This window comes from Streptomyces sp. ATexAB-D23, assembly GCF_000373645.1.
GTDB classification, from domain to species: domain Bacteria; phylum Actinomycetota; class Actinomycetes; order Streptomycetales; family Streptomycetaceae; genus Streptomyces; species Streptomyces castrisilvae.
In genome coordinates, this window is sequence record NZ_KB892005.1 from 63,526 (window position 1) to 89,104 (window position 25,579).

The following is a 25,579-nucleotide window of genomic DNA, read 5'->3' on the forward strand; positions in this document are numbered from 1 at the left end:
CAGGCGGGCGCAGGGCGCCCCACACCTGCCACAATCACCCCATGACCACGCTCAAGTCCAAGCTCAAGGAAGACCTCACCACGGCCATGAAGGCGCGTGACGAGCTGACCTCGTCCACGCTCCGGCTGACCCTCACCGCGATCACCAAGGAAGAGGTCGGCGGCAAGGCCGCCCGCGAACTCTCCGACGACGAGGTTCAGAAGGTGATCGCCAAGGAGGCCAAGAAGCGCCGCGAGGCGGCCGAGGCCTTCGCCAAGGGCGGCCGGACCGAGCAGGCCGAGCGGGAGAAGAAGGAGGGCGAACTGCTCGACACCTATCTCCCGCAGCAGCTGAGCGACGAGGAGCTGGCCGCGATCGTGGCGTCCGCCGTCGACGAGGCCAAGGCCGCCGGGGCCGAGGGGCCGCGTGCGATGGGCGCCGTCATGAAGATCGTCAATCCGAAGGTCGCGGGCCGCGCCGACGGTGGCCGGGTGGCCGCCGCGGTGAAGAAGCTCCTCGCAGGCTGAGTCCGCCCCCAAGGCCCACCCGCGGGGATGAGCAGGCGTGGGACGTACGCGCCGGTCGGAGCCGCGTAGCCCGGGTATCCGTCGGACGGATCCGCGCCGCACGGGTAAGCAACCGGACGGATCCGCGCCGCACGGGTAAGCAACCGGACGGATCCGCGCCGCACGGGTAAGCATCCGACGCATCCGCGCCGCACGGGTAAGCATCGGACGCATCCGTCGCACGGACAGGCGTCAGATGTGGACGTAGACGTAGACGTATAGGCAGATGCGATACGAGGAGGGGCGCCCCCGGACAATCCGGGGGCGCCCCTCCTCGTATCGCACCTTCGGCTCAGGCGCCGTATCGCTGTGCGCGGCGGCTCACGGGCCGTTCGTGCCGCCGTCGTTCTGGCCGCGGCCGTGACCGTGGCCGTCGTTCCCGCCGATCACACCCGGCGGGATGCTGATGCCGGGGAACGGGTTGTTGTCGTCACCGGGCTTGTTGTCGTCGCCGGGCTTCTTGCCCGGGTCCTTGTTCTTGTCCTTGTCCTTCTCTTCCTTCTGCTTCGCCCGCGGTACATCGACGTGGTTGAAGGACGGGGTCTCGGCGGAGGTCAGGGAGCCGGTCATCGCCGTACGCCATATCGGGCCGGGGAGGCAGCCGCCGCAGACGTCCTCGTAGTACTGGCCGCCGATGGTGATGTTGCTCATCGGGATCTGCTTGGCGCCGTCGCTGCCGACCCACACCGCTGTGGACAGGTTCGGCGTGTAGCCGACGAACCAGACGTTCTTGCGCTCGTCGGTGGTACCGGTCTTGCCCGCGTTGTCCCGGTCGTCCAGGCCGGCCTGTGTACCGGTGCCGTCCTCGACGACGCCCTTGAGCATCTGGTTGATCGTGTCGGCCGTGTGCTCGCTCATGGCCCGGTTGCAGCTCGTCTTCGGTACGTCGATCGGCTTGCCGTCCGGCTTGGTCACCGAGAGGAGGGCGACCGGCGTGCAGTACGTGCCGCGGTTGGCGAAGGTCGCGTACACCGAGGCCATGGCCAGCGGTGTCGACTCCTGGCTGCCGAGGGTGGTGGTGGGGATCTGGAGCAGCTGCTTGTTGTCGCCGCGGTCGTAGCCGACCTTCTTGGCCATCGCGAGCGTCTCGCAGAGGCCGGCCTTCTGCTCGAGCTTGGCGAAGTAGGTGTTGATCGACTTGCCCAGCGCGCTGGTCATGTCGAACATGCCCTTCTCCGACTCGGTCTCGTTCTCCACGTCCCACGGCTTGTCGTCCGCGGGGCCGCCCTCACAGGTGCGGAAGGCGTCGGCGGGCAGCGTTATCGAGGAGGGAGTGTCGAAGCTCTGGGCCGGGCTGATGCCCTTCTCCAGCGCCGCCGCCGCGGTGATCGGCTTGAAGGTCGACCCGACCTGGAAGCCGGCGTAGCTGCCGCCCATCTTGTGGTCGACGGAGAGGTTCAGCACGGTCTGGTGCTTGGACGCGTCGAGACCGTACGGCCGGGACTGGGCCATCGCCAGGATCTGCCCGGTGCCGGGCTGGACCTGGACGAGCGCGGCCGCGACCTTGTCGTCGTTGTTGACCCGGGAGGTGGCCGCCTCGTTGGACGCGGCCTGCGACCTGGGGTCCAGGGTGGTCTTGATGGTCAGTCCGCCGGTCGCCCAGAGCTTGGCGCGGTCCTTCGCGGTCTTGCCGAAGGCCGGGTCGCTCGTGACGATCTGGCGCACGTAGTCGCAGAAGAAACCGGCACCGTTCACGGCGGTGATGCAGCCGTTCTGCGGGCGCTTGACCTTCAGCTTGATGGGGGTGTCCTTGGCCTTGTCGGCCTGCTCCTGCGAGATCTTCTTGACGTCCGCCATCCGCTGGAGCACGGTGTTGCGGCGCTTGGTCGCTTCCTCCGTGTCGTTGATGGGGTCGTAGCGGCTGGGCGACTGCACGATCCCGGCGAGCAGTGCCGCCTCCTCCAGCTTCAGGTCCTTCGCGGACTTGGAGAAGTAGCGCTGGGAGGCCGCCTCGACGCCGTACGCCTGCTGCCCGAAGAAGGTGATGTTGAGGTAGTTCTCCAGGATCTTCCTCTTGCCGAGCTCTTCCTCGACCTGGATCGCGTACTTCAGCTCCTGGACCTTGCGGCCCAGCGTCTGCTGGGTGGCCTCGGCGACCTTGGCGGGGTCGTCGCCCGCCTCCTCGACGAAGACGTTCTTCACGTACTGCTGGGTGAGGGTCGACGCGCCCTGCGCGGTCCCGCCCGCCTGTACGTTGCTGTTCATCGCGCGCAGGATGCCCTTGAGGTCGACCGCGCCGTGCTCGTAGAAGCGGGCGTCCTCGATCGCGACGATCGCGTTCTGCATGTACGGGGAGATGCTTGTCAGCGGCACCACTGTGCGGTCGCGCGAGTAGACCGTGGCGATCAGACCGCCCTTGTTGTCCAGGATCTTGGTGCGCTGGCTCAGCGGTGGAGTCTTCAGGTTGGCCGGGATCTCGTCGAACCCGTCGACCGTCCCCTTGGCGGCGAGACCCAGTGCTCCGGCAGCCGGCAGCGCGATGCCCGCCAGAACGACTCCCGAGAGTGCGGCGACACCGAGGAACTTGGCGGCCTGCTGGGTCGTCGTGAGACCCCCGCCCGAGCGCTTCTTTGGCATGGGGGCAGCCTACGTTCTCATTCGCCGGACACACGTATATGCCTTGGCCTAAGCTGCTCCCAACTGTCACAGCAGTCCAGTTCCGTATCAACCCCCGTGCACGATCCGGCCACACGCTCCGGCGCTCCCGAATTCGCCTCGTGTGTCACCGAACGTCCGTTGTGGTTCTGGTGAACTGTCCCGATTCTGACGGGATAGTCGCGCATGTCCTCACCTCACTCCCCTGGGTGATCTGCCGCATACGCATAGTCCGTTCGGGCCATTCAAGATTGGGCCCGAAGGGGGTGTTGTGCTGTCGCCACCTTCCGTAACGTCCTCAACTGGCAGCGGTGAATATGCCGCTGCCGCCGTGGGGGAGCCTCGATTCGGGAGAGGACGGCGCCGGGATGGGCTGGGTAACCGACTGGAGTGCGCAGGCAGCCTGCCGCACTACTGATCCGGATGAACTGTTCGTACAAGGGGCAGCGCAGAACAGGGCCAAGGCGGTGTGCACCGGATGCCCGGTGCGGACCGAGTGCCTGGCCGACGCGCTGGACAATCGCGTCGAGTTCGGCGTGTGGGGCGGGATGACCGAGCGGGAGCGCCGCGCATTGCTGCGCAGGCGTCCGACCGTGACGTCCTGGCGCCGACTGCTGGAGACCGCCCGCAGTGAGTACGAGCGGTCCACGGGCATCCTGCCTGTGGCGATCGGGCTGGAGGACGACGAGCTGCACGAGACGTTCGCCGCCGTGGGGTAGACCGGCGGCAGTACGTACGGCTTACGCGTACGAGGGGCTAGGCAGCTCCGACCGGGGACGAACCGGTCGCGAGCCGGTCCCCGATGGCTCGTAGCCCCGAGAGGTCATGGACATCTCCGGGCAGCGCGGCCACGGCGGTCACGGCCACCTCGGGGTGCAGTGCGGTGAAGCGGTCGCGTGTGTCCTGTTCGCGCGCGACCACCTGCATGCGTTCGGCGTGCAGACGCAGCAGGGCTGCCGTCAGTTCTTCGGTGGTGACATCCGGTGTGACCTCTGTGGTGGCATCTGCCGTGACGTCGGCTTCGGGCGTGGCGTCCGAGTCGGCTTCGCGTGCGTGGGATGCGGTGGTGTCGGGGGGCGGTGCGGACCCGGCCGCGGGGGAGTCGGCGGGCTCACGAAGTCCAGCCTTCCCGGCCGTCTGATCCACAATGCCGACGGCTTCAAGATTTTCTGCGGCAGTCAGCGCCTGCTCGGCCGAGAGCCGCGCGGCGTCACTGCCGTGGACCCGGTTGAGCACCAGACCCGCCAGCGGCATGTCCTCCGCGGCCAGGCGTTCCACGAAGTACGCCGCTTCGCGGAGCGCGTCCCGCTCCGGCGTCGCGACGACGAGAAACGCCGTACCGGGCGCCTGAAGCAGTTTGTACGTGGCATCGGCCCGGGTACGGAAGCCGCCGAACATGGTGTCCATCGCGGCGACGAAGGTCTGTACGTCACGCAGGAACTGGCCGCCGAGCAGCTTGCCCAGCGTCCCGGTCATCATCGACATTCCCACGTTGAGGAACTTCATTCCGGCCCGGCCGCCCATTTTCGCCGGAGCCATCAGCAACTTGATGAACTTCCCGTCCAGGAACGATCCCAGCCGCTTCGGTGCGTCCAGGAAGTCCAGTGCGGACCGCGACGGCGGCGTGTCGACGACGATCAGGTCCCACTCGTCGCGCGCCCGCAGCTGGCCGAGCTTCTCCATCGCCATGTACTCCTGCGTGCCCGCGAAGCCGGCCGACAGGGACTGGTAGAAGGGGTTCTCCAGGATCGCGCGGGCCCGCTCGCCGTCCGCGTGCGCCTCGACGATCTCGTCGAAGGTCCGCTTCATGTCGAGCATCATCGCGTGCAGCTCACCGGCGTCCTCGCCCTCGATGCCCTTCACCCGGCGCGGGACGTTGTCCAGGGAGTCGATGCCCATGGACTGGGCGAGCCGGCGGGCCGGGTCGATGGTGAGGACGACGACCTTCCGGCCGCGCTCCGCCGCCCGTACGCCGAGCGCGGCGGCGGTGGTCGTCTTGCCGACGCCGCCCGAGCCGCAGCACACGATGATCCGGATGTCCGGATCGTCGATCAGGGCGTCGGTGTCCAGCGAGGGGGCGGCCGCCGTGCTCGTCTCCTGGCCCGTTCCCGCGTTCGTACGTGCTGTCATGAACCCGCCCCTCGTCCGGACTCGCCCGCCCCCTGCTCCCGGAGCCCGACCGCCAGGTCGTACAGCCCGGCCCGGTCCACCCCCTCGCCGATCAGCGGAAGCTCGTATCCCGGCAGGCCGAGGCCGGCCAGCACGGCGCGCTGCTCACGTTCCAGTTCGACCCGCTGGGTGTGCTCGGCGGCCTGCTCGACCAGAGGGCGTACGAGCCCCGCGGCGCCGGTCACGCCGGCCCGCGTCAGCGTCTTGGCGATCTCCTTGCGCCGGCCGCCGACCGTGGCACGCAGCGCGTCCCCGTCCAGCAGCTGCGGGCGCACCATGTTCACGATGACCCGGCCCACGGGCAGTTCGGCGGCCCGCAGCTCCGCGATGCCGTCCGCGGTCTCCTGGACCGGCATCTCCTCCAGCAGCGTCACCAGGTTCACCGCGGTCTCCGGGGACTTCAGCACCCGCATCACGGCCTGAGCCTGATTGTGTATCGGGCCGATCCGGGCGAGCCCCGCCACCTCGTCGTTCACATTGAGGAAGCGGGTGATGCGGCCGGTCGGCGGGGCGTCCATGATCACGTAGTCGTAGACGAACCGGTTCTGCCGGTCCTTGCGGCGCACGGCCTCGCAGGCCTTGCCCGTCAGCAGGACGTCCCGCACACCCGGCGCGATCGTGGTCGCGAAGTCGATCGCGCCGAGCTTCTTGAGCGCCCGGCCCGCGCTGCCGAGCTTGTAGAACATCTGGAGGTAGTCGAGGAGCGCGAGCTCCGCGTCGATCGCGAGCGCGTAGACCTCGCCGCCGCCGGGGGCGACGGCGATCTTCCGCTCCTCGTAGGGTAGGGAGTCCGCCTCGAAGAGCTGGGCGATGCCCTGTCTGCCCTCGACCTCGACGAGGAGGGTGCGCCTGCCCTCGGTCGCGAGGGCGAGCGCGAGGGCGGCGGCAACCGTGGTCTTACCGGTACCGCCCTTGCCGCTGACGACCTGGAACCTGCTCACGTATTCGAGCCTAACCAGTCACACCGCAGGCTACGCACGAGGCTGCGTATGGCCGGGATTGCGCAGGCATTACAGTCGGGCCATGACCAAGTGGGAATACGCGACCGTGCCCCTTCTCGTGCACGCGACCAAGCAGATTCTGGACACCTGGGGCGAGGACGGCTGGGAGCTGGTCCAGGTCGTTCCCGGCCCGAACAACCCCGAGCAGCTCGTGGCCTACCTGAAGCGGGAGAAGCAGTAGTGGCGGGCACCGTCGAGGCGAAGCTCGCCGAGCTCGGCCTGCCCCTGCCCGCCGTCGTGCCACCGCTGGCCTCGTACCAGCCGGCCGTGCGGTCCGGGGTGTACGTGTACACCTCGGGGCAGCTGCCGATGGTGGACGGCAAGCTGGCCGTGACCGGCAAGGTCGGTGCGGAGGTCACGCCCGACGAGGCCAAGGAGCTGGCGAAGACCTGCGCGCTCAACGCTCTCGCCGCCGTGAAGTCGGTCGCGGGCGACCTGGACCGGATCGCACGCGTCGTGAAGGTCGTCGGCTTCGTCGCGTCGGCCACGGACTTCACCGGCCAGCCCGGTGTGATCAACGGCGCCAGCGAACTGCTGGGCGAGGTCCTCGGGGACAAGGGTGTGCACGCCCGCAGCGCCGTGGGCGTCGCCGTGCTGCCGCTGGACGCGCCCGTCGAGGTCGAGATCCAGGTCGAGCTCACCGAAGCCTGAGCCCGGCTCCGTAACCGCCTTCTGATCCCGCCCGGTCGCGAAGACCGGGCGGGATCTCGCGTCTCCGGCGCCCGTGGCCGCATCTGTGTACGGGCCATGTACAGATCACCGCCCCCCTCGAACATCGTCGCGGTTCCGGATAGCCTCCGGCCATGTCCAATGGTCAGTGGTACCCCCCGGAATGGCCTGGCCGGATCAGGGCCCTCGCGGCAGGCGAGCTGACGGCCGCCGTGCCTCGGCGTGCCGCCACCGTGATGCTGCTCAGGGACGACGCCGCCGGGGGCGCGCCCGCCGTCCACATGCTGCGCCGGCGCACCTCGATGGCCTTTGCCGGAGGGGCGTACGCCTATCCGGGTGGCGGAGTCGACCCCCGCGACGACGACCGGCTCGTCGGCTGGGCCGGGCCCGCGCTGGAGACCTGGGCGCAGCGCCTCGGCGTCGCCACGCCGGCCGAGGCGCAGGCGGTCGTCTGCGCGGCCGTCCGTGAGACGTACGAGGAGGCAGGCGTCCTGCTCGCCGGACCGACGTCCCGGACCGTCGTCACGGACACCACGGGGGACGACTGGGAGGCCGACCGCGAGGCGCTGGTCGCGCGGGAGCTGTCTTTCGCGGAATTCCTGGAGCGGCGCGGACTGGTGCTGCGGTCGGATCTGCTGGGGGCGTGGGCGCGCTGGATCACCCCCGAGTTCGAACCGCGCCGCTACGACACCTGGTTCTTCGTCGCCGCGCTGCCGGCCGGACAACGGACCCGTAACGCCTCGACGGAGGCCGACCGCACGGTGTGGATCACCCCGGGCGACGCGGCCGACGGATACGACCGGGGCGAACTGCTGATGATGCCGCCGACCGTGGCGACACTGCGGACCCTGCGCCCGCATGCCACCGCCGCGGAGGCTCTGGCGGCGGCCTCGGTGCAGGACCTCACTCCCGTACTCGCACAAGCCCGTCTGGACGGTGACGAACTGGTGCTGAGCTGGCCGGGGCACGAGGAATTCACCAAGAACATCTCCACGGGTGGCAAGGACGAAACGCGCGGTGGTGGCGAAACGGCCCGAAGGGGTGAAGCGCGCGGCGAGGAGAGGACGGCCGGCGTGGAAGGGGGCGCGGTATGAGCGACGCGGCGGTGCTGCCGGGGCAGCCGCGGGGCGGTGTGCTGTCCGGTCCCGCGACGGCCCGTGCGGTCAACGTCCTGGCACCAAACCCGTCGGCGATGACGCTGGACGGCACCAATACGTGGATCGTCGCCGAGCCCGACTCGGACCTGGCGGTGGTCATCGATCCGGGTCCGCTGGACGACGCCCATCTGCGGGCGGTCATCGACACCGCCGAGCAGACGGGTCGCCGTGTCGCGCTGACGCTCCTCACTCACGGCCACCCCGACCACGCCGAGGGCGCGGCACGGTTCGCGGAACTCACCCGTACCAAGGTGCGGGCGCTCGATCCGGAGCTGCGGCTCGGCGACGAGGGCCTGGGCACGGGCGACGTGATCACGACCGGCGGGCTTGAGATGTACGTGGTGCCGACGCCGGGCCACACGGCGGACTCGCTGTCGTTCCATCTGCCGGCCGACCGCGCGGTGCTGACCGGGGACACGATCCTCGGCCGCGGTACGACGCTGGTGGCGCATCCGGACGGTCGGCTGGGGGACTACCTCGACTCGCTGCGGCGGCTGCGCTCGCTGACGGTCGACGACGGGGTGCACACGGTGCTGCCCGGTCACGGTCCGGTCCTGGAGGACGCGCAGGGAGCGGTCGAGTTCTACCTGGCCCACCGCGCGCACCGGCTGGCGCAGGTGGAGACGGCGGTGGAGTCCGGGCACCGGACCTCCTCCGAGGTGGTGGCCCATGTGTACGCGGACGTGGACCGTTCGCTGTGGCCGGCGGCGGAGCTGTCGGTGCGGGCACAGCTGGAGTATCTGACCGAGCACGGGCTGATCTGAGGGCGCACGTGTGAGGGGCCCCGCCGGTCACCGGCAGGGCCCCTCACACGTGACGTACGACGGTGGGTCAGCGGGAGCGCTTGGCCAGCCGCTCCACGTCGAGCAGGATCACCGCACGGGCCTCCAGCCGCAGCCAGCCGCGGCCGGCGAAGTCGGCGAGGGCCTTGTTGACCGTCTCGCGGGAGGCGCCGACCAGCTGGGCCAGCTCTTCCTGCGTCAGGTCGTGCACCACGTGGATGCCTTCCTCGGACTGGACGCCGAAGCGGCGCGACAGGTCCAGGAGCGCGCGGGCGACGCGGCCCGGGACATCGGAGAAGACCAGGTCGGACATCTGGTCGTTGGTCTTGCGCAGGCGCCGGGCGACGGCGCGCAGGAGGGCCGTGGCCACCTCGGGGCGTGCGTTGAGCCAGGGCTGCAGGTCGCCGTGGCCGAGGCCGAGCAGCTTGACCTCGGTCAGCGCGGTGGCGGTGGCGGTGCGCGGGCCCGGGTCGAAGAGCGAGAGCTCACCGATCAGCTCGCCGGGGCCGAGGACCGCCAGCATGTTCTCGCGTCCGTCGGGGGAGGTGCGGTGGAGTTTCACCTTGCCCTCGGTGACCACATAGAGGCGGTCGCCCGGGTCACCCTCGTGGAACAGCGCGTCGCCGCGCGCGAGGGTCACCTCACTCATCGAGGCGCGGAGCTCCGCGGCCTGCTCGTCATCGAGCGCCGCGAAAAGCGGGGCGCGCCGCAGAACGTCGTCCACGAGTTCTCTCCTTGTCGGCCTGTTCAGGGAACCGTGGTCCCCATCATGCCGGACGGTAAAACAGTGCGATCAATCACAAACCAGTTTGACGCACGTGCGTGCCGGAGCGTACGGCAGGGGGCCGATTGGGGGTGGATCACCAGTGACCGGGGCAGATGTCAGTGGCGGGCTCTAGGCTGGCCGGGTGTCCAGAATCGCCGGTGAGAGTGCAGGCCAAGGGGGCTGATGGGGTGTCGGACGGCCATGATTCCGCTGTGGGCGAACAGGCTGCGAGCAGCCGGAAAAACAAGGACAAAGCGACAGTAAACCGGTCCGGACAGGCGGCGGGCGCCGGCTCGTCCGAGCGATCGACGGCGGGCCGGGAGGAAGCGGTGACCACAGGGGCGCAAGGCGCGGCGGCGGAGTCCGGTGCGTCCGGAGCGGACGGTCCGAAGAGCACGGCGAGCGCGAAGAGTGCGAAGAGTGCGAAGGCCCCGGGGAAGCGGCCCGGTCGGCCGGAATCGCACCTGGCCATGGTCCGCCGTGCCCGCCGGATCAACCGCGAGCTCGCGGAGGTCTACCCGTACGCCCATCCGGAGCTGGACTTCAGGAACCCGTTCGAGCTGCTGGTCGCCACGGTCCTCTCAGCCCAGACCACGGACCTGAGGGTCAACCAGACCACTCCTGCCCTTTTCGCCGCCTATCCCACCCCCGAGGACATGGCGGCCGCGGTTCCGGAGGATCTGGAAGAGATCATTCGGCCGACCGGCTTCTTCCGGGCCAAAGCCAGGTCGCTGCTCGGCCTGTCCGCCGCCCTCCGCGACGACTTCGGTGGCGAGGTGCCGGGGCGGCTGGCGGATCTCGTGAAGCTGCCGGGCGTCGGCCGCAAGACGGCCAACGTCGTTCTGGGTAACGCGTTCGGGGTGCCTGGACTCACTGTCGACACCCACTTCGGCCGGCTGGTCCGGCGGTGGAAGTGGACCGAGCAGGAGGACCCGGAGAAGGTCGAGGCGGAGATCGCGGCGATCTTCCCCAAGAGCGAGTGGACCATGCTCTCGCACCGCGTCATCTTCCACGGCCGCCGCGTGTGCCACGCCCGCAAGCCCGCCTGCGGTGCCTGCCCGATCGCCCCGCTGTGCCCTTCGTACGGTGAGGGCGAGACGGACCCGGAGAAGGCCCGCAAGCTTCTGAAGTACGAGATGGGTGGCAAGCCGGGCCAGCGGCTGAACCCACCGCCGGACTTCCCCGGAAGCCCGGCACCTCCGCTGGGCGCCGACTGAAGCGGAGACCGCCGCGGACTGTCGTCGCCATGTCCGGGCGCGGTTCTCGGCCGCGGTTCGCGGTCGCGGAACGAATCGTGTGACGACAGGCGTTGTGAGACGGAGGGGTGCCTATGAAGACGCATGAACCCGGCACGGGGCAGTACGGCGGCACGGAGAGCGGTGAGCGCGCGGTCGCCGTCTCGGCCGAAGGGCTGCCCGGCTGGCTCGACCCCGTGTTCCGGGCCGCGCAGACCGTACGGCCGCAGCAGCTCAGCCGCTTCCTGCCGCCGGAGAGCGGCGCGGGCCGCCAGTCGGCCGTGCTCGTCCTGTTCGGCGAGGGGGCGCGGGGCCCCGAGCTGCTCCTGATGGAGCGGGCCGGAAGCCTGCGTTCCCATCCGGGCCAGCCGTCCTTCCCCGGCGGCTCCCTCGACCCGGAGGACGGCGACCAGGCGACGACCGGGCCGCTGAGGGCCGCGCTGCGGGAGGCCGAGGAGGAGACCGGTCTCGACTCGCGCGGGGTGCAGATCTTCGGTGTGCTGCCCCGGCTCTACATCCCTGTGAGCAGCTTCGTGGTGACGCCCGTCCTCGGCTGGTGGCATACGCCCAGCCCGGTCGGGGTCGTCGATCCGGGGGAGACGGCACGGGTCTTCACGGTCCCCGTGGCGGATCTCACGGACCCGGCCAACCGGGCGACGGCCGTGCATCCCAGCGGTCACCGGGGCCCGGCGTTTCTGGTCGAATCCGCACTCGTCTGGGGGTTCACGGCCGGTGTGATCGACCGGATTCTGCACTTCGCGGGCTGGGAGCGCCCGTGGGACAGAGCCAAGCAGGTGCCGCTCGACTGGCGTGCATGACAGGCTGACTTCCGTGCTCCGCAGCTCCGGTCCGCCCGGACCACGGAGACGTACGGGCCCGGTTACGAATCTGCGAGGCAATAGACGGTGAACGTGCTGGACATCCTGCTGCTGGCCGGCGCCGTGTGGTTCGCGGTCATCGGCTACCGCCAGGGGTTCGTCGTCGGCATCCTGTCGGTGATCGGGTTCCTGGGCGGCGGCCTCGTCGCCATCTACCTGCTGCCGGTCCTGTGGGACCAGGTGACGGACGGTTCGGAGGTCTCCTCCACCGCGGCCGTCGTCGCCGTCGTCATCGTGATCGTGTGCGCGTCCGTCGGCCAGGCTTTCACCACGCACCTGGGCAACAAACTGCGCCGGCACATCACGTGGTCACCCGCGCGCGCCCTGGACGCCACCGGCGGCGCCTTGGTCAACGTCGTGGCGATGTTGCTGGTCGCCTGGCTGATCGGCTCGGCCCTGGCCGGTACCTCGCTGCCGACGCTGGGCAAGGAGGTCCGTAGCTCCTCCGTCCTGCTCGGCGTCTCCCGGGTGATGCCGCCCCAGGCGTCGACCTGGTTCACGGACTTCTCGTCGGTCCTCGCGCAGAACGGCTTCCCGCAGGTCTTCAGCCCGTTCGCCAACGAACCGATCACCGAGGTCAGAGCCCCCGACCCGGCACTGGTCGGGAGCCCCGTCGCGGCGCGTGCCAAGCAGTCGATCGTCAAGGTCGTCGGTACGGCCCCGAGCTGCGGCAAGGTCCTCGAAGGCACCGGATTCGTGTTCTCCGACCGCCGGGTGATGACCAACGCCCACGTCGTCGGAGGCGTCGACGAGCCGACCGTCCAGATCGGCGGCCAGGGACGTCTGTACGACGCGAAGGTCGTCCTCTACGACTGGCGGCGCGACATCGCCGTACTCGACGTCCCCGACCTCGACGTGAAGCCGCTGCAGTTCGCCACCACGGACAACGACGCGGAGACAGGCGACAGCGCCATCGTCGCGGGCTTCCCGGAGAACGGCGCGTACGACGTACGCTCCGCGCGCGTGCGTGCCCGCATCGACGCCAACGGCCCCGACATCTACCACCGGGGCACGGTGCGCCGCGATGTGTACTCGCTCTACACCACGGTCCGCCAGGGCAACTCCGGCGGACCGCTGCTGACCCCCGAGGGCAAGGTGTACGGCGTCGTGTTCGCGAAGTCGCTCGACGACCCGGACACGGGTTACGCGCTGACGGCGGATGAGATCCGCGACGACATCACGCAGGGCCGTACCGCCAACCAGCAGGTCGACAGCCAGGGATGCGCCCTTTAAGGAGCCGTACGCCCCTCAGGGAGTCGGCAGAGCGGGCCCCCGAAGCGGTCCGGGGGCGGTGAGCGGGTCAGTTACGAGGATGGCGCAGCCGCGCCGAGACCCAGCGGGCCCGGCGGCGGAGGATGCGCGAGATGCCGAGTCGGGGATCATGCAGAACGTGCAATGTGTGCACCCGGCCCGGAAGGCCGTCCCCCTCATGAGTGCCCGGAACCGCCGCGGCGGTCGAGCGACGGTTGCGTGCTGCGTCACCGAAGTCGTGCGTCCAGCCCATACCCGGACGTCTGCCCGTGCCACATGGTCCGTAATCGCCTATCCGTCAGCCAATTGGCCTATGCGCCAGGCACGTGGCCATTTCTCGGACACGTGTGCCCCGGCGGCTAGCGGTCGGGCTCGGAATCCTTGAGCCAGTTGATGAGTTCGGCCGAGAACCCGGCCGGATCCTCCTCGTGGGGGAAGTGGCCCAGACCGTCGAAAAGTCGCCATCGGTACGGTGCCTCGACATATTCTCCGGATCCCGCGGAGCTGCGGGTGCGGACCGCCGGATCGAGTGAACCGTGCAGATGCAGCGTCGGCACCCGCACGGGCCGTTTCATGCGCCGGTTGAACTGGATGCCGTCCGGCCGGGCCAGCGAGCGCACCATCCAGCGGTACGGCTCGATCGAGCAGTGTGCCGTCGATGGGATGGACATGGCGCGTCGGTAGACATCCAGCGAGCTCTCGTCGGGGAACTCAGCCGTGTCCGGGCCCGCCCAGTCGGTGATCAGGCGGGCCACCAACGCCGCGTCGTCGGCCACGAGCTGACGTTCCGGCACCCACGGCCGCTGGAATCCCCAGATGTACGAGCCTGCCCGGGACTGCGCGAAGTCGGAGAGCATCGAGGACCGCCACCGTCGCGGGTGGGGCATCGAGGAGACGGCCAGCCGGCGCACCAGCTTGGGGCGCATCACCGCGGCCGTCCAGGCCAGGTACCCGCCCATGTCGTGGCCGACCAGGGCCGCGTCCGGCTCACCGAGCGACCTGATCACGCCGGTGATGTCGAGCGCCAGGTTGGCGGGGTCGTAGCCGCGGGGCGTGCGGTCGCTGCCGCCCACCCCGCGCAGGTCCATCGCCACGGCCCTGAAGCCCGCCTCGGCGAGCGCGGGCAGCTGGTGGCGCCAGGTCCACCAGAACTGCGGGAAGCCGTGCAGGAGGAGGACCAGCGGCCCTTCGCCCATTTCGGCGATGTGGAAACGCGCGCCGTTCGCCGCGACGTCCCGGTGGGTCCAGGGGCCGTCGATGCGGACGGGGCCGCCGGCCGGGGCGGACGGTGCGGGGGCGGGGTCCGCCGGGCCGGCCGGCCTTTCGTGGCCCGCCCGGTCTTCGGGGCCGGGTGGGCCGAATGCGCTGGAATCGGGGACCGTCATGTGGTTGAGCGTGCCACAGCCGACGCGTTGTCCTGGACCGGTACGTTCTCGATGGCCCTGTCCGAGCGGGTGCTGCCGCCCACCGGGAGGATCGCGTCCGCGGCGATGCCCGGACGGGGGTGCGGCTTGACGCCCTGGAGGACGGCGGCGGTCTGCTTGGCGGAGGCGATGGACTTCTCCGGCGGCTTGACCTTCTTGAACTTCGCGTACCCGAAGAGCGCGAGCAGGATGCCCAGAAGGATGAACGCCCCGCCCACGATCAGGAACGACCAGGCGAGGCCCAGCCCCAGATTGTGGATTCCGTACGCGGCCGCGAAGCTCAGCACCGGGATCGCGAACAGGAGCAGCACGCCCGTGACGATGAACGCCGCGCTGCCGATGACGCCTCGTTTGACGTCCTGCCGCACCTCGGCCTTGGCCAGGGCGATCTCGTCGTGCACCAGTGCCGACAGTTCGGCCGTCGCCGACGCGACCAACTGGCCGAGACTGCGGTCGGCGCCGCCCGCGTAATTGCCGGGGTCGCTCATCCCTGACTCCCTCTCCTGTTCAACACGTCCGATGTCAGATCATGCCGGACTGTCCGGCTTGTTGCTCGCTGCCCCCGCCAGTCGGGCAAGGCGGCGGTGCTCGGCCGCCTTCTTCTCGTGGATGGCGGCCATCCGCAGGTGGTACGCCGGGTCGTCCTGTTCGTAGACGTCCGGCACCCCGGACCCGTCCTCGTCGAGTTCCTCGGCCTCGGACAGTGCCCTGTATCTGCGTACCCGGAGTTTGAGCAGTACACCGGAGAGTACGGCGGCAATCAGGGAGCCGAGCAGAACCGACGCCTTGATCTCGTTGATCATGTCGTCGTCACCGGCGAAGGCGAGCTCCCCGATCAGCAGCGAGACGGTGAAACCGATGCCGGCAAGGGTGGCGACGGCGAAGACATCGGCCCAGGCCAGCTCCTTGTTGAGCTCCGCCTTGGTGAGCCGGGTGGTCAGCCACGTACCGCCGAACACGCCGATCGTCTTTCCGGCGACCAGCCCCAGGACGACGCCGAGCGTTTCGGGCCGGCTGAACACACCTGCCAGCGCGCCGCCGGAGAGGGAGACGCCGGCGGAGAACAGGGCGAACACCGGGACGGCGAAGCCCGCCGACAGCGGGTGGACCAGATGTTCGACGCGTTCACCGGGCGAGTGGTCCTCGCCGTCGCGGCGGGTGCAACGGAGCATCAGGCCCATGGCGACACCGGCGATGGTGGCGTGGATGCCGCTGTTGTACATCAGGCCCCAGACGACCAGGGCGAGCGGGACGTAGATGTACCAGCCGCGCACTCCCAGCCGCAGCAGCAGGTAGAAGACGCCAAGGCCGACGAAGGCGCCGCCGAGCGCGACGAAGTCGATGTCCTCGGTGAAGAAGACCGCGATGATCAGGATCGCGAAGAGGTCGTCCACGACGGCGAGGGTCAGCAGGAACGCACGGAGTGCGGCCGGCAACGAGGTGCCGATGACGGCGAGGACGGCGAGCGCGAAGGCGATGTCGGTGGCGGTGGGGACCGCCCAGCCGTCCGTGGAGCCGTCGCCGAAGACGTTCACCAGCGTGTAGACGATCGCCGGTACGGCCATACCGCAGAGCGCGGCGGCCACCGGGAGCGCGGCAGCCTTGGGGTCGCGCAGTTCGCCCGCGACGAGTTCCCGTTTGAGTTCCACGCCGGCGACGAAGAAGAAGACCGCGAGCAGCCCGTCGGCGGCCCAGTGCGCCACGGAGAGATGGAGGCCGAGGCTTTCGGGCCCGAAGTGGAAGTGGCTGACGGCCGCGTAGCTCGAACCGAAGGTGTTCGCCCACACCAGTGCGGCCACGGCGGCGACCAGCAGGATGACACCGCCGACGGTCTCCGTACGCAGGGCCTCGGCGACGAAGTTCCGCTCGGGGAGCGGAAGCAGCCCCAGGAACGTGCGGCGGGGGCCGGTGGGTGCAGGGTTGGGCGTGGCCACGGGGAGGGACCTCCGGGTCGGTACGGCAGCGATGGCATGGCTGATGCACTTGCCGACCAGACTTCCCGGCACCCCTGTGGACTTTTTTCTTGTCTTCTACCGATCAGCGGCCACTGTACCCGGGCGATGTGTGGGGGTGTGGGTAGTGATCCGCACTCCAAATACCCGAAGGGCATCCGGCGCGCTGCCGGATGCCCTTCGGGTGCCGGAGCCCGTCCCCGGAAAGGGAGCTGCCCCCGGGCCGGCGGCATGCGCCGCCGGCCCGAAGCCGTGCTGCTCAGGCCTTGGACTCAGTCCTCCGACGGGGCCGAGGGCAGCTGGGTCTGGATCAGGTCCATGACCGAGGCGTCGGTCAGGGTGGTGACGTCGCCGAGGGCGCGGTTCTCCGCAACGTCACGCAGGAGGCGCCGCATGATCTTGCCGGAACGGGTCTTGGGCAGCTCGGCGACCGGCATGATGCGCTTCGGCTTGGCGATCGGGCCGAGGGTGGTGCCGACGTGGTTGCGCAGCTGGGCCACCAGTTCGTCGGAGGCGGTGGCGGTGCCTCGCAGGATGACGAAGGCGACGATGGCCTGGCCGGTCGTCTCGTCGGCGGCACCGACCACGGCGGCCTCGGCGACCGACGGGTGCGAGACGAGCGCGGACTCGACCTCGGTGGTGGAGATGTTGTGTCCGGAGACCAGCATGACGTCGTCGACCCGGCCCAGCAGCCAGATGTCGCCGTCCTCGTCCTTCTTGGCCCCGTCGCCGGCGAAGTACTTGCCTTCGAAGCGCGACCAGTAGGTGTCGAGGAACCGCTGGTCGTCGCGCCAGATGGTGCGCAGCATGGAGGGCCACGGCTCGGTGAGCACGAGGTAGCCGCCTCCGCCGTTGGGCACCTCGCGGGCGTCGTCGTCGACGACGGTGGCCGAGATGCCCGGCAGGGCGCGCTGGGCGCTTCCCGGCTTGGTCTCCGTGACGCCGGGCAGCGGCGAGATCATCATCGTGCCGGTCTCGGTCTGCCACCAGGTGTCCACGATCGGGCACTTGTCGGCACCGATGTGCTTGCGGTACCAGATCCAGGCCTCGGGGTTGATCGGCTCGCCGACCGAACCCAGGACACGCAGGGAGGTCAGGTCGAACTTCGCGGGGATGTCGTCCCCCCACTTCATGAACGTACGGATCGCGGTCGGCGCGGTGTAGAGGATCGTGACCCCGTACTTCTGGACGATCTCCCAGAAACGCCCCTGGTGCGGGGTGTCGGGGGTGCCCTCGTACATCACCTGTGTGGCGCCGTTGGCCAGCGGCCCGTAGACGATGTACGAGTGTCCGGTGACCCAGCCGATGTCGGCGGTGCACCAGTAGACGTCCGTCTCCGGCTTGAGGTCGAAGACCGCGTGGTGGGTGTACGCCGCCTGGGTGAGGTAGCCACCGGAGGTGTGCAGGATGCCCTTGGGCTTCCCCGTCGTGCCCGACGTGTACAGGATGAACAGCGGCTGCTCCGCCTCGAATGCCTCCGGGGTGTGCTCGGCGGACTGGCGGCCGGTGATCTCGTGCCACCAGACGTCGCGGCCCTCGGTCCAGGCGGTGTCCTGTCCGGTGCGGCGGACGACGAGGACGTGTTCCACGGTGTCGATGCGCGAGACGGCGTCGTCGACCGCGGGCTTGAGCGCGGAGGGCTTGCCGCGGCGATACCCGCCGTCGGCGGTGATGACAACCTTCGCGTCCGCGTCCTGGATGCGGGCGGCGATGGCGTCGGCGGAGAAGCCGCCGAAGACGACCGAGTGCGCTGCACCGATGCGGGCGCAGGCCAGCATCGCGACGGCGGCCTCGGGAATCATCGGGAGGTAGACGGCGACCCGGTCGCCCTTGCCGACACCGAGCTCGGTGAGGGCGTTGGCGGCGCGGGAGACCTCGTCCTTCAGCTCCGCGTAGGTGATGGCGCGGCTGTCGCCGGGCTCGCCCTCGAAGTGGATGGCGACCCGGTCACCGTTGCCCGCCTCGACGTGACGGTCCACGCAGTTGTACGCGACGTTGAGCTCGCCGTCCGCGAACCACTTCGCGAAGGGCGGGTTGCTCCAGTCGAGTGTCTCGGTCGGTTCGGTGGCCCAGGTCAGGCGGCGGGCCTGCTCGGCCCAGAAGCCCAGCCGGTCCGCTTTGGCCTGCTCGTACGCCTCTGCGGTGACGTTGGCGTTGGCGGCCAGCTCGGCAGGCGGTGCGAACTTCCGCTCTTCCCGAAGCAGGTTGGCCAGGCTCTCGTTGCTCACGACTTCTCCCAGTCCCAGGGTGTCCGTTGTGTCCCGGGGCATAGCTCATCAGGCCCAAGGCCGGGTGACAAGTGTCTGCCAGGAATTGGTTTAGACCTGTGTCTCGTGTATAGAGGCATGATCCCGCTTCCGCGCCGGAGTGCCGCGGTGGAGCACGGCGTCGGTGTGGCGGTGTGCCGGATGGCGCCGTAGTCGGGTGGTGGTTCACCCGTGTGGAGGCGGTGCTGGTGGCGGGTTGGGGGACGTTGCGGCGCGGTGACGCGGAAGCGGGATCACAAGGTCTCACGGACCCGAAGCCTGTGCGGTTCAGGCGCCGGTACGTGCCAGCTCGGCCGGTTGGGCGGGCGCGACCGGGTCGAATACCTCATCCGGCCTGTTTCTGGTCCCCGCGCGTTCGGTCAGCAGATACGACTGTGCTTCGGCGACGTGGAAGTACATGCCGTGAAGCTGGAGAGTGCCGTCGGCGATGCGGCGCGCCACCGGTGGATGGGCCCGCAGGTGGTCGAGCTGCTGGACCACATTGGTCAGGCAGAGCTGCTCCGCCGCATCGGCGGACTGTCGGCCGGAGAGCCTTGCGGGGGCGTGGTTGCGCGAAGCCACCCGCTCCAGGCTGGGAAGTCCGTGCCGGAGCCAGCGCCACAGCGGCGTGTCCCGGGTGTCCGGCTCGGCGCCTAGGAGCGCGTTCATCGCACCGCAGCCGGAGTGCCCGCACACGGTGATGGAATCCACGCCGAGAGTGTCCACCGCGTACTCGATCGCGGCCCCCACCGAGTGGTCGCCGTCCTCGGCCTCCGGGGGTGGTACCAGATTGCCGATGTTGCGCACGGTGAACAGGTCGCCCGGTCCGCTGGCCGTGATCATGCTCGTCACCAGGCGTGAGTCAGCGCACGTGATGAAGAGCTGGGAGGGCCGCTGACCCTCCTCGGCGAGCCGTGCCAGCTCCCCACGGACCAGGGGTGCCGTATCGCGCTGGAACGAGCTGATACCTCTGACCAGCCGGTGAGCGCCGCTCGCGAGTGAGACCCGGGCGGTGGGTGCCGGCTGCGCGAGGGGTGGCGCGGACGCGAGGGATGTGGGCTGCGGGGGCGCGGGCGACGTGGGCGTGAGCTGCGGGCCCGGCGGGGGTGACGTGGGGGAGGCGCTCGATTTGGTGCGGGGCTCCGCCGAGGGGGGCATCCGGCTGGGGGCGTGCCGGGTGGTTGCGGAGACTGCCTCCGTGGTGGGGGCTGGGCCGGTGGGGGTGGCGGTGCGCGTGGCCTCGGGGGCGGGGTCGGGGGCTGGGGCCGGTACCGGGGCGGCAGCGGGGTGGCCGGCGGGCGTACTTGTGGGAGGCGCGTGTTCGGGCTGGTCGTGGCAGTGGTGGTTGCGCCACGGGGTCCATGGACGACAGTCGGAGTCAGCCGATGAGGTGGGCTCGGCGATCCTGCCGCCCGATCTGCCGGCGAAAGCCACTCGGCCGCCATGTGCGCTATGGGCGTTGCTCCAGTCCTGGATCGTCTCGTACGCCGCGTGATCCATGAAGAAGCCGTCCAGTTCGACAACAACGTCGGCGTCCTGGGGCAGCCGTCCCAGCGTCCGGCTGAGCCGCGGCACGGCCAGGAAGGTCAACTGGCCGCGTACAACGACGAGATACCGGCCGTCTCGTTCGGTGACCGCGATGCGGGTGCGGGCCAGCCGATGCAAGGCGACCACCACCGCCGCAGCGATTCCGATCGCCACGCCTTTGAGGACGCCGACGAGCAGCACTCCGGCGATCGTCGCGCCGTACACGAGGAACTCCCGGTGCCGGTGGACGTTACGGATGTGCGCGAAGCTCACCATCTTGAGACCGACCATCATCACCAGCGCACCGAGGGCGGCCAGCGGGATGCACTCCAGGGCGGTGACGAGCAGGACGGAGGCGAGCAGAATCCACACGCCGTGCAGCACGGTGGAGGCGCGGCCGGTCGCCCCGGCCCTCACATTCGCCGAACTCCGCACCGCCCCGCCGGAGACCGCGAGCCCGCCCAGCAGGCCCGATACCGCGTTGGCGACGCCCTGCGCGCGGAGCTCCCGGTCGAGGTCGGAGCGCTTGAGCGGAAGGCTGAGGCGGGCGGCGCCGATTGCTCCCTGTCCTTCTCCTGCCGAGGCGGCACCGGCGGCCCGCTCGCGGCTTCGGTCGGCGGCCAGCTTGTCGACGGCGACGGCGGCGAGCAGCGATTCGAGGCTGGCCACGAGCATCATCGTGAAGACGGCTGTAGCCAGTCCGAGCAAGGGGCCCTGTGGCATTTCGGGGAAGACGTGTGAGCGCCAGGACGGCAGATCGACTCGGGCGATCGATGGCGCCGCCCACGCTGCTGCGGCGGTGGCCAAGCCCACGGAGGCCAGGGCTGCGGGAACGCGACGCAGGAGCCGGCCGGCCCGTCCGGGCAGCCGCGGCCACAGCACCAGGATTGCGATCGTGAGTGCGCCGATCAGCGGAGCGGCCGGACTGACACGTGCCAATTGCTCCGGGAGATGGAGCGCGTTGGAGATGGCCGAGCTCTGTGGTGAACCGCCCAGCACGATGTGCAGTTGAGCGAGCGCGATGGCGACGCCGATGCCGGCGAGGGTGCCGTGCACGATGGCGGGGCTGACGGCGAGCGCGCTGCGGGCTGCGCGCAGTGAGCCCAGCATGAGCTGGAGCAGTCCCGCTCCGATGGTGATGGCGCAGGTGGTGCGCCAGCCGTAGATCTGGATCACCTCGGCTGTCACCACGGTCAGTCCGGCGGACGGGCCGGAGACCTGGAGGGGGGTCCCGCCGAGCAGTCCGGCGACGATGCCACCGACCGCGGCGGAGATGAGGCCCGCTTCCAGAGGGGCGCCCATGGCGACGGCCAGGCCCAGCGACATGGGGATGGCGAGCAGGAAGACGGTGATGGATGCGGACACATCGGCGCCCGCGATACGGAATCGGCCGCCGCGCTGTGGCGGCGGGCTGTGTGGTCGCTTGACTCCCGAGGACCGGGAAGGACGCGAACTGCGGGACGAGCGGTCGTGACGAGTGGGTACGCAGGCAGACATGTTTCCCGTCTCCTCCTGAAGGGCGCGGTCGCGGAATGCGGTGACGCGGGCCGTGAAATACGGCGTGCAGCGGCGGGATATCTCAACTCTCGGTAAATAGACCGTAATGGAGAGTAAAGAAGCGTGTCCAGGGTTGGCGGCAAATGGGCCAGCCGACCACCCATTCCGGTGAATAGGCAGTTTTTCATTCGGCCTGTCGCGCCGATCTCTGAGCAGTGCGTGCGACCTTGGCCGCGCCGTGTCGGCACTCGGCGCAAGCTACCTGCGAGAAAGAGGGTGGGCGGATGATGGCCGCCACGAAAAGGATCACCTTGGGCTTCATGGCTGTTGCGCTGCTCGCGGGGGCGGCCGGATGTTCGGGATCGGGCTCCGAGTCGCAGGCCTCGGGTCTCGGAGCTGTGAACGGGGCTGCCGGGGAGAAGAAGAAGGCTGCGGAAGCGGCACCCAAGAGCGTGTTCCGGGCCATCGGTGACGGATCCACCGCGTTCACGGGCGCCCAGCCCAAGCAGCCGGCGGTACAACGCTTGGCGGCCGGCAAGAAGCCGCCTCAGTTCGTGGTGTTCTCATGGGACGGGGCAGGTGAGGACAGCCAGAAGCTCTTCTCGCACTTCCGTGAGGTCGGCAAGAAGTACCACGCCAACATGACGTACTTCCTCAGCGGCGTCTATCTGCTTCCCGAGGCCAAACGGGCACAGTACGACCCGCCCAAGCACAACGCAGGAAGCTCGGACATCGGCTTCAACGACACCAAGGGCATCCGGAACACCCTCACCGAGCTGCGTGGCGCCTGGCAGGACGGAAACGAGATCGGCACCCACTTCAACGGCCACTTCTGCGGCGCTGACGGCGGCGTGGGCACCTGGTCCGTCGATGAGTGGAAGAGCGAGATCAGCCAGGCCAAGTCGTTCGTGAAGAGCTGGAAGACGAACGATCCGGGCCTGAAGAGCGAGAAGCCGCTGCCCTTCGACTACGACAAGGAACTCGTCGGCGGACGCACTCCCTGTCTGGAGGGCCAGAAGAACATGGTGGCGGCGGCCCGCTCCATGGGATTCCGCTACGACTCCAGCGGCGTCAACAATCAGGTCTGGCCGAAGAAGAAGGACGGGATCTGGGATCTCTCCATGCAGCTCGTCCCGGTACCCGGACGGGAATTCGAGACGTTGTCGATGGACTACAACTTTATGTTCAACCAGTCCGGTACGACGCAGGGAGACCCGGACCAGCACGAGTACTGGGGCAACCAGATGCGTGACGGTCTTCTCCAGGCCTTCGACCGCGCGTATGACGGCAACCGCGCGCCGCTGATCATCGGCAACCACTTCGAGTCCTGGAACGGTGGCACGTACATGCGCGCCATCGAGGAGACGATCGCAACGGTCTGCACCAAGAAGGACGTGCGCTGCGTCTCGTTCAGGCAGTTGGCTGACTGGCTCGACGCACAGGACCCGGCGACGCTCTCGAAGCTCGAAACGCTGAAGGTCGGCCAGGCTCCGAAGGCCGGGTGGCCCGCGTTCCTCGAAGGCGGTACAGGATCCGGCCGCGACCAGGCGGCTTCGAAGGCGCCTGCGGCGGCCGCGGGGAACCCCGCCGGCCGTTGAGGGCTCGCCTTCCCGTTGGGCGCCGGGCAAGCGACATGCCCGGCGCCGTCCGGTGCATCGGGGCGGATGGCCCGGCGCCGTCACGGCCGGCCCCGGCCCGGAGGGCCCCTGACTGCCGGCTCAGGCAGGCTGGGTGGCTTCGGTCCGAATGAAGCGCTCGTCGAGCACGAAAGCCGGGTCGACCTGGGCGGCCAGATCGGCACCGGTCTTCTCGTTGCCCCAACTTTCCGCGTTCCGCAGGTGGAAGTGGACCATCTGCCGTGTGTACCGGCCCCAGTCCCGCCGCTCGTACGAGTCTTCCGCGGCGTTCTGCAGCGCCTGCAGGGCCATCCTGTTGTCCGCCTCCAGCAGCTCGAAGCGAGCGGGACGGCCCTTCTCCATGGCACGCACCCAGTCGGAGTGGCCGACGGTGACCAAGAGGTCCTCGCCCACCTCGTCGCGCAGGAACTCCAGGTCGTCCTCGCCCTGCACCTTGTTGCCGACGACCTTCAGGTCGACGCCGAAGTCCCGCGCGTACTCCTTGTACTGGCGATAGACGGAGACGCCCTTGCGGGTCGGCTCAGCGATGAGGAAGGTCATGTCGAAGCGGGTGAACATCCCCGAGGCGAACGAATCCGAACCGGCGGTCATGTCGACCACCACGTACTCATCGGGGCCGTCCACGAGGTGGTTGAGGCACAGCTCGACCGCGCCCACCTTGGAGTGGTAGCAGGCCACGCCGAGATCCGACTCGGTGAACGGTCCCGTCGCCATCAATCGGATGTCTCCGTCGTCGAGCCGCACCGTACGGGCGCAGGCGTCGAAGATCGGATTGTCTTCGCGCACACGGAGCAGGCGTGAGCCCTCGCCCGGCGGGGTCGTCTTGATCATCGTCTCTGCCGAGGCGATGCGCGGGTTGCTGCCGCGCAGATACTCCTTGATCAGAGGCAGCTGCGCTCCCATGGCGGGCAGCGCTGCGGATTCCTCCTCGTCGAGGCCGAGCGCGGCTCCGAGGTGCTGATTGATGTCGGCGTCCACCGCGACGACGTGGGCTTCATTGGCGGCGAGGTGGCGGATGAAGAGCGAGGACAGCGTCGTCTTGCCGCTGCCGCCCTTCCCTACGAAAGCGATCTTCATGTTCACCTAGGGTAGTCGATCGATTGCTTGGAGTTGTCCCATTTCGTGAAGAAGGCCACTCCCGGCCAGTGGTTGCACTTGAGGCGCGTAGCCTCGCTACTTATGAGTACGACTTCCTCGGACCCGCTTGTCGCTCTGGGTGCTCTGCCGGGTGTGACCGACGCGGTGGACTCGGTGCGCAAGGCCGTCGATCGCGTCTACGGTCACCGTGTGATGCGGCGCCGCAGCAACGAGGTCACCGCGGAGGCCGCGCTGCGAGGGGCCCGCGGATCGGCCGCGCTGTCCGGCGCGGACTGGAATCTCGAAGAGATGCGCCGACGCTCGGACTTCAGTGGCGACGACGAGGCTCGTGTGATCGGAGCTGCCCTTCGCCTGACGGCGGAAGCGGGGCAGCTTCTGTCCATCTGGCGCCAGTCTCCGCTGCGAGTCCTCGCCCGGCTCCACCTGGTAGCGGCGGGCAGTGCCGCAGCCGAGGACGCGGTGGGCCGGCCCCGACTCGCGGGCGAGTCGGTGGATGAGCCGCTGATCGAAGCGTCGTTGCCGGACGCGGACGAGGTCGCGGGTCGGTTGGACGGGCTGAGCAGCCTCATCCTTTCGGGGAGCGAGGCGCCCGCCCTGGTGATGGCTGCCGTTGTCCACGGTGAGCTGCTGGCCCTGCGTCCCTTCGGCTCGTACAACGGTCTGGTGGCGCGGACAGCGGAGCGCATCGTGCTGATCGGGAGCGGGCTCGACCCCAAGTCGATCTGCCCGGCCGAAGTCGGACATGCCGAGCAGGGGAGGGCTGCCTATGCGGCGGCCTTCGACGGCTACCTGTCGGGAACGCCTGCGGGTATGGCGGCCTGGATCAGGCATTGCGGCCGCTCGGCAGAGCTGGGCGCAAGGGAATCGACAGCGGTGTGCGAGGCCCTTCAGCGCGGAGCCGCGTAACTCGCTGCACGCAGGGTCGTGTGGGGATGAATCCCGGGGCGTTGCGCGGCCGGTGGAACCCATTGCGGCGGCACCGGTCTCGGTACCGCCGCCGGCACATCCGCCCAGTTACCAAGCGTCCTCGAAATATGCCCATCAGGCCGGGTTCTTTGCCCGTTCCTGGTGCGGCTGGCCCGTAATCGACGGGTCGACGTCGCGTGGGTGCTGGACTTCGTGCGCGGTCCGTGGGGCCTTTACTGCGTCA

General features: G+C 69.3%; 22 protein-coding genes. 11 read left to right on the forward strand and 11 right to left on the reverse strand.

Annotation, left to right across the window (positions count from 1 at the left end):
* The first annotated feature begins 41 nt into the window (after positions 1–41).
* A complete protein-coding gene (locus tag B082_RS0107185) occupies positions 42–506 on the forward strand; it encodes a GatB/YqeY domain-containing protein (RefSeq protein ID WP_018551134.1) in 465 nt (154 codons plus the stop codon).
* A 360-nt stretch (positions 507–866) separates the two neighbouring features.
* Here the strand turns inward: B082_RS0107185 and B082_RS0107190 are convergent, their stop codons facing one another.
* The gene (locus B082_RS0107190; RefSeq protein WP_018551135.1) at positions 867–3,122 is read right to left on the reverse strand and encodes a transglycosylase domain-containing protein; all 2,256 of its coding nucleotides are present in this window, start codon (positions 3,120–3,122) and stop codon (positions 867–869) included.
* A 386-nt stretch (positions 3,123–3,508) separates the two neighbouring features.
* Between B082_RS0107190 and B082_RS0107195 the strand changes: the two genes are divergently transcribed.
* A complete protein-coding gene (locus B082_RS0107195) occupies positions 3,509–3,859 on the forward strand; it encodes a WhiB family transcriptional regulator (protein WP_018551136.1) in 351 nt (116 codons plus the stop codon).
* A 37-nt stretch (positions 3,860–3,896) separates the two neighbouring features.
* Here B082_RS0107195 and B082_RS0107200 read toward each other — a convergent pair whose 3' ends face one another.
* Both B082_RS0107200 and B082_RS0107205 read right to left on the reverse strand, forming a co-directional pair.
* Positions 3,897–5,270, reverse strand: coding sequence for an ArsA family ATPase (locus B082_RS0107200; protein WP_018551137.1), 1,374 nt, complete (start codon positions 5,268–5,270; stop codon positions 3,897–3,899).
* On the reverse strand, positions 5,267–6,250 hold the full coding sequence (locus B082_RS0107205) for an ArsA family ATPase (protein ID WP_018551138.1): 984 nt from the start codon (positions 6,248–6,250) through the stop codon (positions 5,267–5,269). Before B082_RS0107205 ends, B082_RS0107200 begins: the two co-directional genes overlap by 4 nt.
* An 82-nt stretch (positions 6,251–6,332) precedes the next feature.
* Here B082_RS0107205 and B082_RS38640 point away from each other — a divergent pair, with 82 nt between their 5' ends.
* The 4 genes from B082_RS38640 to B082_RS0107225 all read left to right on the forward strand — a co-directional run bounded on the left by B082_RS38640 (position 6,333) and on the right by B082_RS0107225 (position 8,900).
* Complete coding sequence (locus B082_RS38640) at positions 6,333–6,491, forward strand: DUF4177 domain-containing protein (protein WP_003991873.1); 159 nt, start codon at positions 6,333–6,335, stop codon at positions 6,489–6,491.
* Positions 6,491–6,961, forward strand: a complete 471-nt coding sequence (locus B082_RS0107215; RefSeq protein WP_018551139.1) for a RidA family protein — start codon at positions 6,491–6,493, stop codon at positions 6,959–6,961. The genes B082_RS38640 and B082_RS0107215 overlap by 1 nt, the downstream gene beginning before the upstream one ends.
* Before the next feature lie 152 nt (positions 6,962–7,113).
* On the forward strand, positions 7,114–8,073 hold the full coding sequence (locus B082_RS35765) for an NUDIX hydrolase (RefSeq protein WP_078622516.1): 960 nt from the start codon (positions 7,114–7,116) through the stop codon (positions 8,071–8,073).
* A complete protein-coding gene (locus B082_RS0107225) occupies positions 8,070–8,900 on the forward strand; it encodes an MBL fold metallo-hydrolase (RefSeq protein ID WP_018551141.1) in 831 nt (276 codons plus the stop codon). The genes B082_RS35765 and B082_RS0107225 overlap by 4 nt, the downstream gene beginning before the upstream one ends.
* A 67-nt stretch (positions 8,901–8,967) precedes the next feature.
* Here the strand turns inward: B082_RS0107225 and B082_RS0107230 are convergent, their stop codons facing one another.
* A complete protein-coding gene (locus B082_RS0107230; RefSeq protein WP_014046869.1) occupies positions 8,968–9,642 on the reverse strand; it encodes a Crp/Fnr family transcriptional regulator in 675 nt (224 codons plus the stop codon).
* Positions 9,643–10,013: 371 nt separating this feature from the next.
* On the opposite strand from B082_RS0107230, the gene nth reads away from it, so the two are divergent.
* From nth to B082_RS0107245, 3 genes are all read left to right on the forward strand, one after another.
* A complete protein-coding gene (gene nth / locus B082_RS0107235; protein ID WP_037709628.1) occupies positions 10,014–10,901 on the forward strand; it encodes an endonuclease III in 888 nt (295 codons plus the stop codon).
* Between the two features lie 113 nt (positions 10,902–11,014).
* Positions 11,015–11,737 carry an NUDIX hydrolase gene (locus B082_RS0107240; protein ID WP_018551143.1) on the forward strand — a complete coding sequence of 241 codons (723 nt, stop codon included), beginning with the start codon at positions 11,015–11,017 and terminating at the stop codon, positions 11,735–11,737.
* An 87-nt stretch (positions 11,738–11,824) separates the two neighbouring features.
* Positions 11,825–13,030 carry a MarP family serine protease gene (locus B082_RS0107245; RefSeq protein ID WP_018551144.1) on the forward strand — a complete coding sequence of 402 codons (1,206 nt, stop codon included), beginning with the start codon at positions 11,825–11,827 and terminating at the stop codon, positions 13,028–13,030.
* A 67-nt stretch (positions 13,031–13,097) separates the two neighbouring features.
* Here B082_RS0107245 and B082_RS39775 read toward each other — a convergent pair whose 3' ends face one another.
* From B082_RS39775 to B082_RS0107270, 6 genes are all read right to left on the reverse strand, one after another.
* The gene (locus tag B082_RS39775; protein WP_078622517.1) at positions 13,098–13,301 is read right to left on the reverse strand and encodes a hypothetical protein; all 204 of its coding nucleotides are present in this window, start codon (positions 13,299–13,301) and stop codon (positions 13,098–13,100) included.
* 106 nt (positions 13,302–13,407) lie between these two features.
* A complete protein-coding gene (locus B082_RS0107250) occupies positions 13,408–14,433 on the reverse strand; it encodes an alpha/beta fold hydrolase (protein ID WP_018551145.1) in 1,026 nt (341 codons plus the stop codon).
* On the reverse strand, positions 14,430–14,960 hold the full coding sequence (locus B082_RS0107255) for a phage holin family protein (RefSeq protein ID WP_018551146.1): 531 nt from the start codon (positions 14,958–14,960) through the stop codon (positions 14,430–14,432). The genes B082_RS0107250 and B082_RS0107255 overlap by 4 nt, the downstream gene beginning before the upstream one ends.
* Before the next feature lie 39 nt (positions 14,961–14,999).
* Complete coding sequence (gene nhaA, locus B082_RS0107260; RefSeq protein ID WP_018551147.1) at positions 15,000–16,406, reverse strand: Na+/H+ antiporter NhaA; 1,407 nt, start codon at positions 16,404–16,406, stop codon at positions 15,000–15,002.
* Between the two features lie 290 nt (positions 16,407–16,696).
* Positions 16,697–18,694: an acetate--CoA ligase gene (gene acs, locus B082_RS0107265; protein WP_018551148.1), complete on the reverse strand. Its 1,998-nt coding sequence runs from the start codon at positions 18,692–18,694 to the stop codon at positions 16,697–16,699.
* A 264-nt stretch (positions 18,695–18,958) separates the two neighbouring features.
* A complete protein-coding gene (locus B082_RS0107270; RefSeq protein WP_199783769.1) occupies positions 18,959–21,694 on the reverse strand; it encodes a bifunctional SulP family inorganic anion transporter/carbonic anhydrase in 2,736 nt (911 codons plus the stop codon).
* A gap of 284 nt (positions 21,695–21,978) precedes the next feature.
* Between B082_RS0107270 and B082_RS0107275 the strand changes: the two genes are divergently transcribed.
* The gene (locus tag B082_RS0107275) at positions 21,979–23,292 is read left to right on the forward strand and encodes a hypothetical protein (protein ID WP_026249518.1); all 1,314 of its coding nucleotides are present in this window, start codon (positions 21,979–21,981) and stop codon (positions 23,290–23,292) included.
* Between the two features lie 120 nt (positions 23,293–23,412).
* On the opposite strand, the gene B082_RS0107280 is transcribed toward B082_RS0107275, so the two are convergent.
* The gene (locus B082_RS0107280; RefSeq protein WP_018551151.1) at positions 23,413–24,408 is read right to left on the reverse strand and encodes an ATP-binding protein; all 996 of its coding nucleotides are present in this window, start codon (positions 24,406–24,408) and stop codon (positions 23,413–23,415) included.
* Between the two features lie 102 nt (positions 24,409–24,510).
* Between B082_RS0107280 and B082_RS0107285 the strand changes: the two genes are divergently transcribed.
* The gene (locus tag B082_RS0107285; protein ID WP_026249520.1) at positions 24,511–25,335 is read left to right on the forward strand and encodes a hypothetical protein; all 825 of its coding nucleotides are present in this window, start codon (positions 24,511–24,513) and stop codon (positions 25,333–25,335) included.
* The last annotated feature ends 244 nt before the right edge of the window (positions 25,336–25,579 follow it).

Excerpts from the sequence above, each read along its gene's own strand:
- B082_RS0107280 (WP_018551151.1), bottom strand. The coding sequence starts at position 24,408 with ATGAAGATCGCTTTCGTAGGGAAGGGCGGCAGCGGCAAGACGACGCTG.
- B082_RS0107195 (WP_018551136.1), top strand. The coding sequence starts at position 3,509 with ATGGGCTGGGTAACCGACTGGAGTGCGCAGGCAGCCTGCCGCACTACT.
- B082_RS35765 (WP_078622516.1), top strand. The coding sequence starts at position 7,114 with ATGTCCAATGGTCAGTGGTACCCCCCGGAATGGCCTGGCCGGATCAGG.
- B082_RS0107240 (WP_018551143.1), top strand. The coding sequence starts at position 11,015 with ATGAAGACGCATGAACCCGGCACGGGGCAGTACGGCGGCACGGAGAGC.
- B082_RS0107225 (WP_018551141.1), top strand. The coding sequence starts at position 8,070 with ATGAGCGACGCGGCGGTGCTGCCGGGGCAGCCGCGGGGCGGTGTGCTG.
- B082_RS39775 (WP_078622517.1), bottom strand. The coding sequence starts at position 13,301 with ATGGGCTGGACGCACGACTTCGGTGACGCAGCACGCAACCGTCGCTCG.
- B082_RS38640 (WP_003991873.1), top strand. The coding sequence starts at position 6,333 with ATGACCAAGTGGGAATACGCGACCGTGCCCCTTCTCGTGCACGCGACC.
- B082_RS0107250 (WP_018551145.1), bottom strand. The coding sequence starts at position 14,433 with ATGACGGTCCCCGATTCCAGCGCATTCGGCCCACCCGGCCCCGAAGAC.
- B082_RS0107285 (WP_026249520.1), top strand. The coding sequence starts at position 24,511 with ATGAGTACGACTTCCTCGGACCCGCTTGTCGCTCTGGGTGCTCTGCCG.
- B082_RS0107190 (WP_018551135.1), bottom strand. The coding sequence starts at position 3,122 with ATGCCAAAGAAGCGCTCGGGCGGGGGTCTCACGACGACCCAGCAGGCC.
- B082_RS0107270 (WP_199783769.1), bottom strand. The coding sequence starts at position 21,694 with ATGTCTGCCTGCGTACCCACTCGTCACGACCGCTCGTCCCGCAGTTCG.
- B082_RS0107255 (WP_018551146.1), bottom strand. The coding sequence starts at position 14,960 with ATGAGCGACCCCGGCAATTACGCGGGCGGCGCCGACCGCAGTCTCGGC.
- B082_RS0107275 (WP_026249518.1), top strand. The coding sequence starts at position 21,979 with ATGATGGCCGCCACGAAAAGGATCACCTTGGGCTTCATGGCTGTTGCG.
- B082_RS0107185 (WP_018551134.1), top strand. The coding sequence starts at position 42 with ATGACCACGCTCAAGTCCAAGCTCAAGGAAGACCTCACCACGGCCATG.
- B082_RS0107200 (WP_018551137.1), bottom strand. The coding sequence starts at position 5,270 with ATGACAGCACGTACGAACGCGGGAACGGGCCAGGAGACGAGCACGGCG.
- acs (WP_018551148.1), bottom strand. The coding sequence starts at position 18,694 with ATGCCCCGGGACACAACGGACACCCTGGGACTGGGAGAAGTCGTGAGC.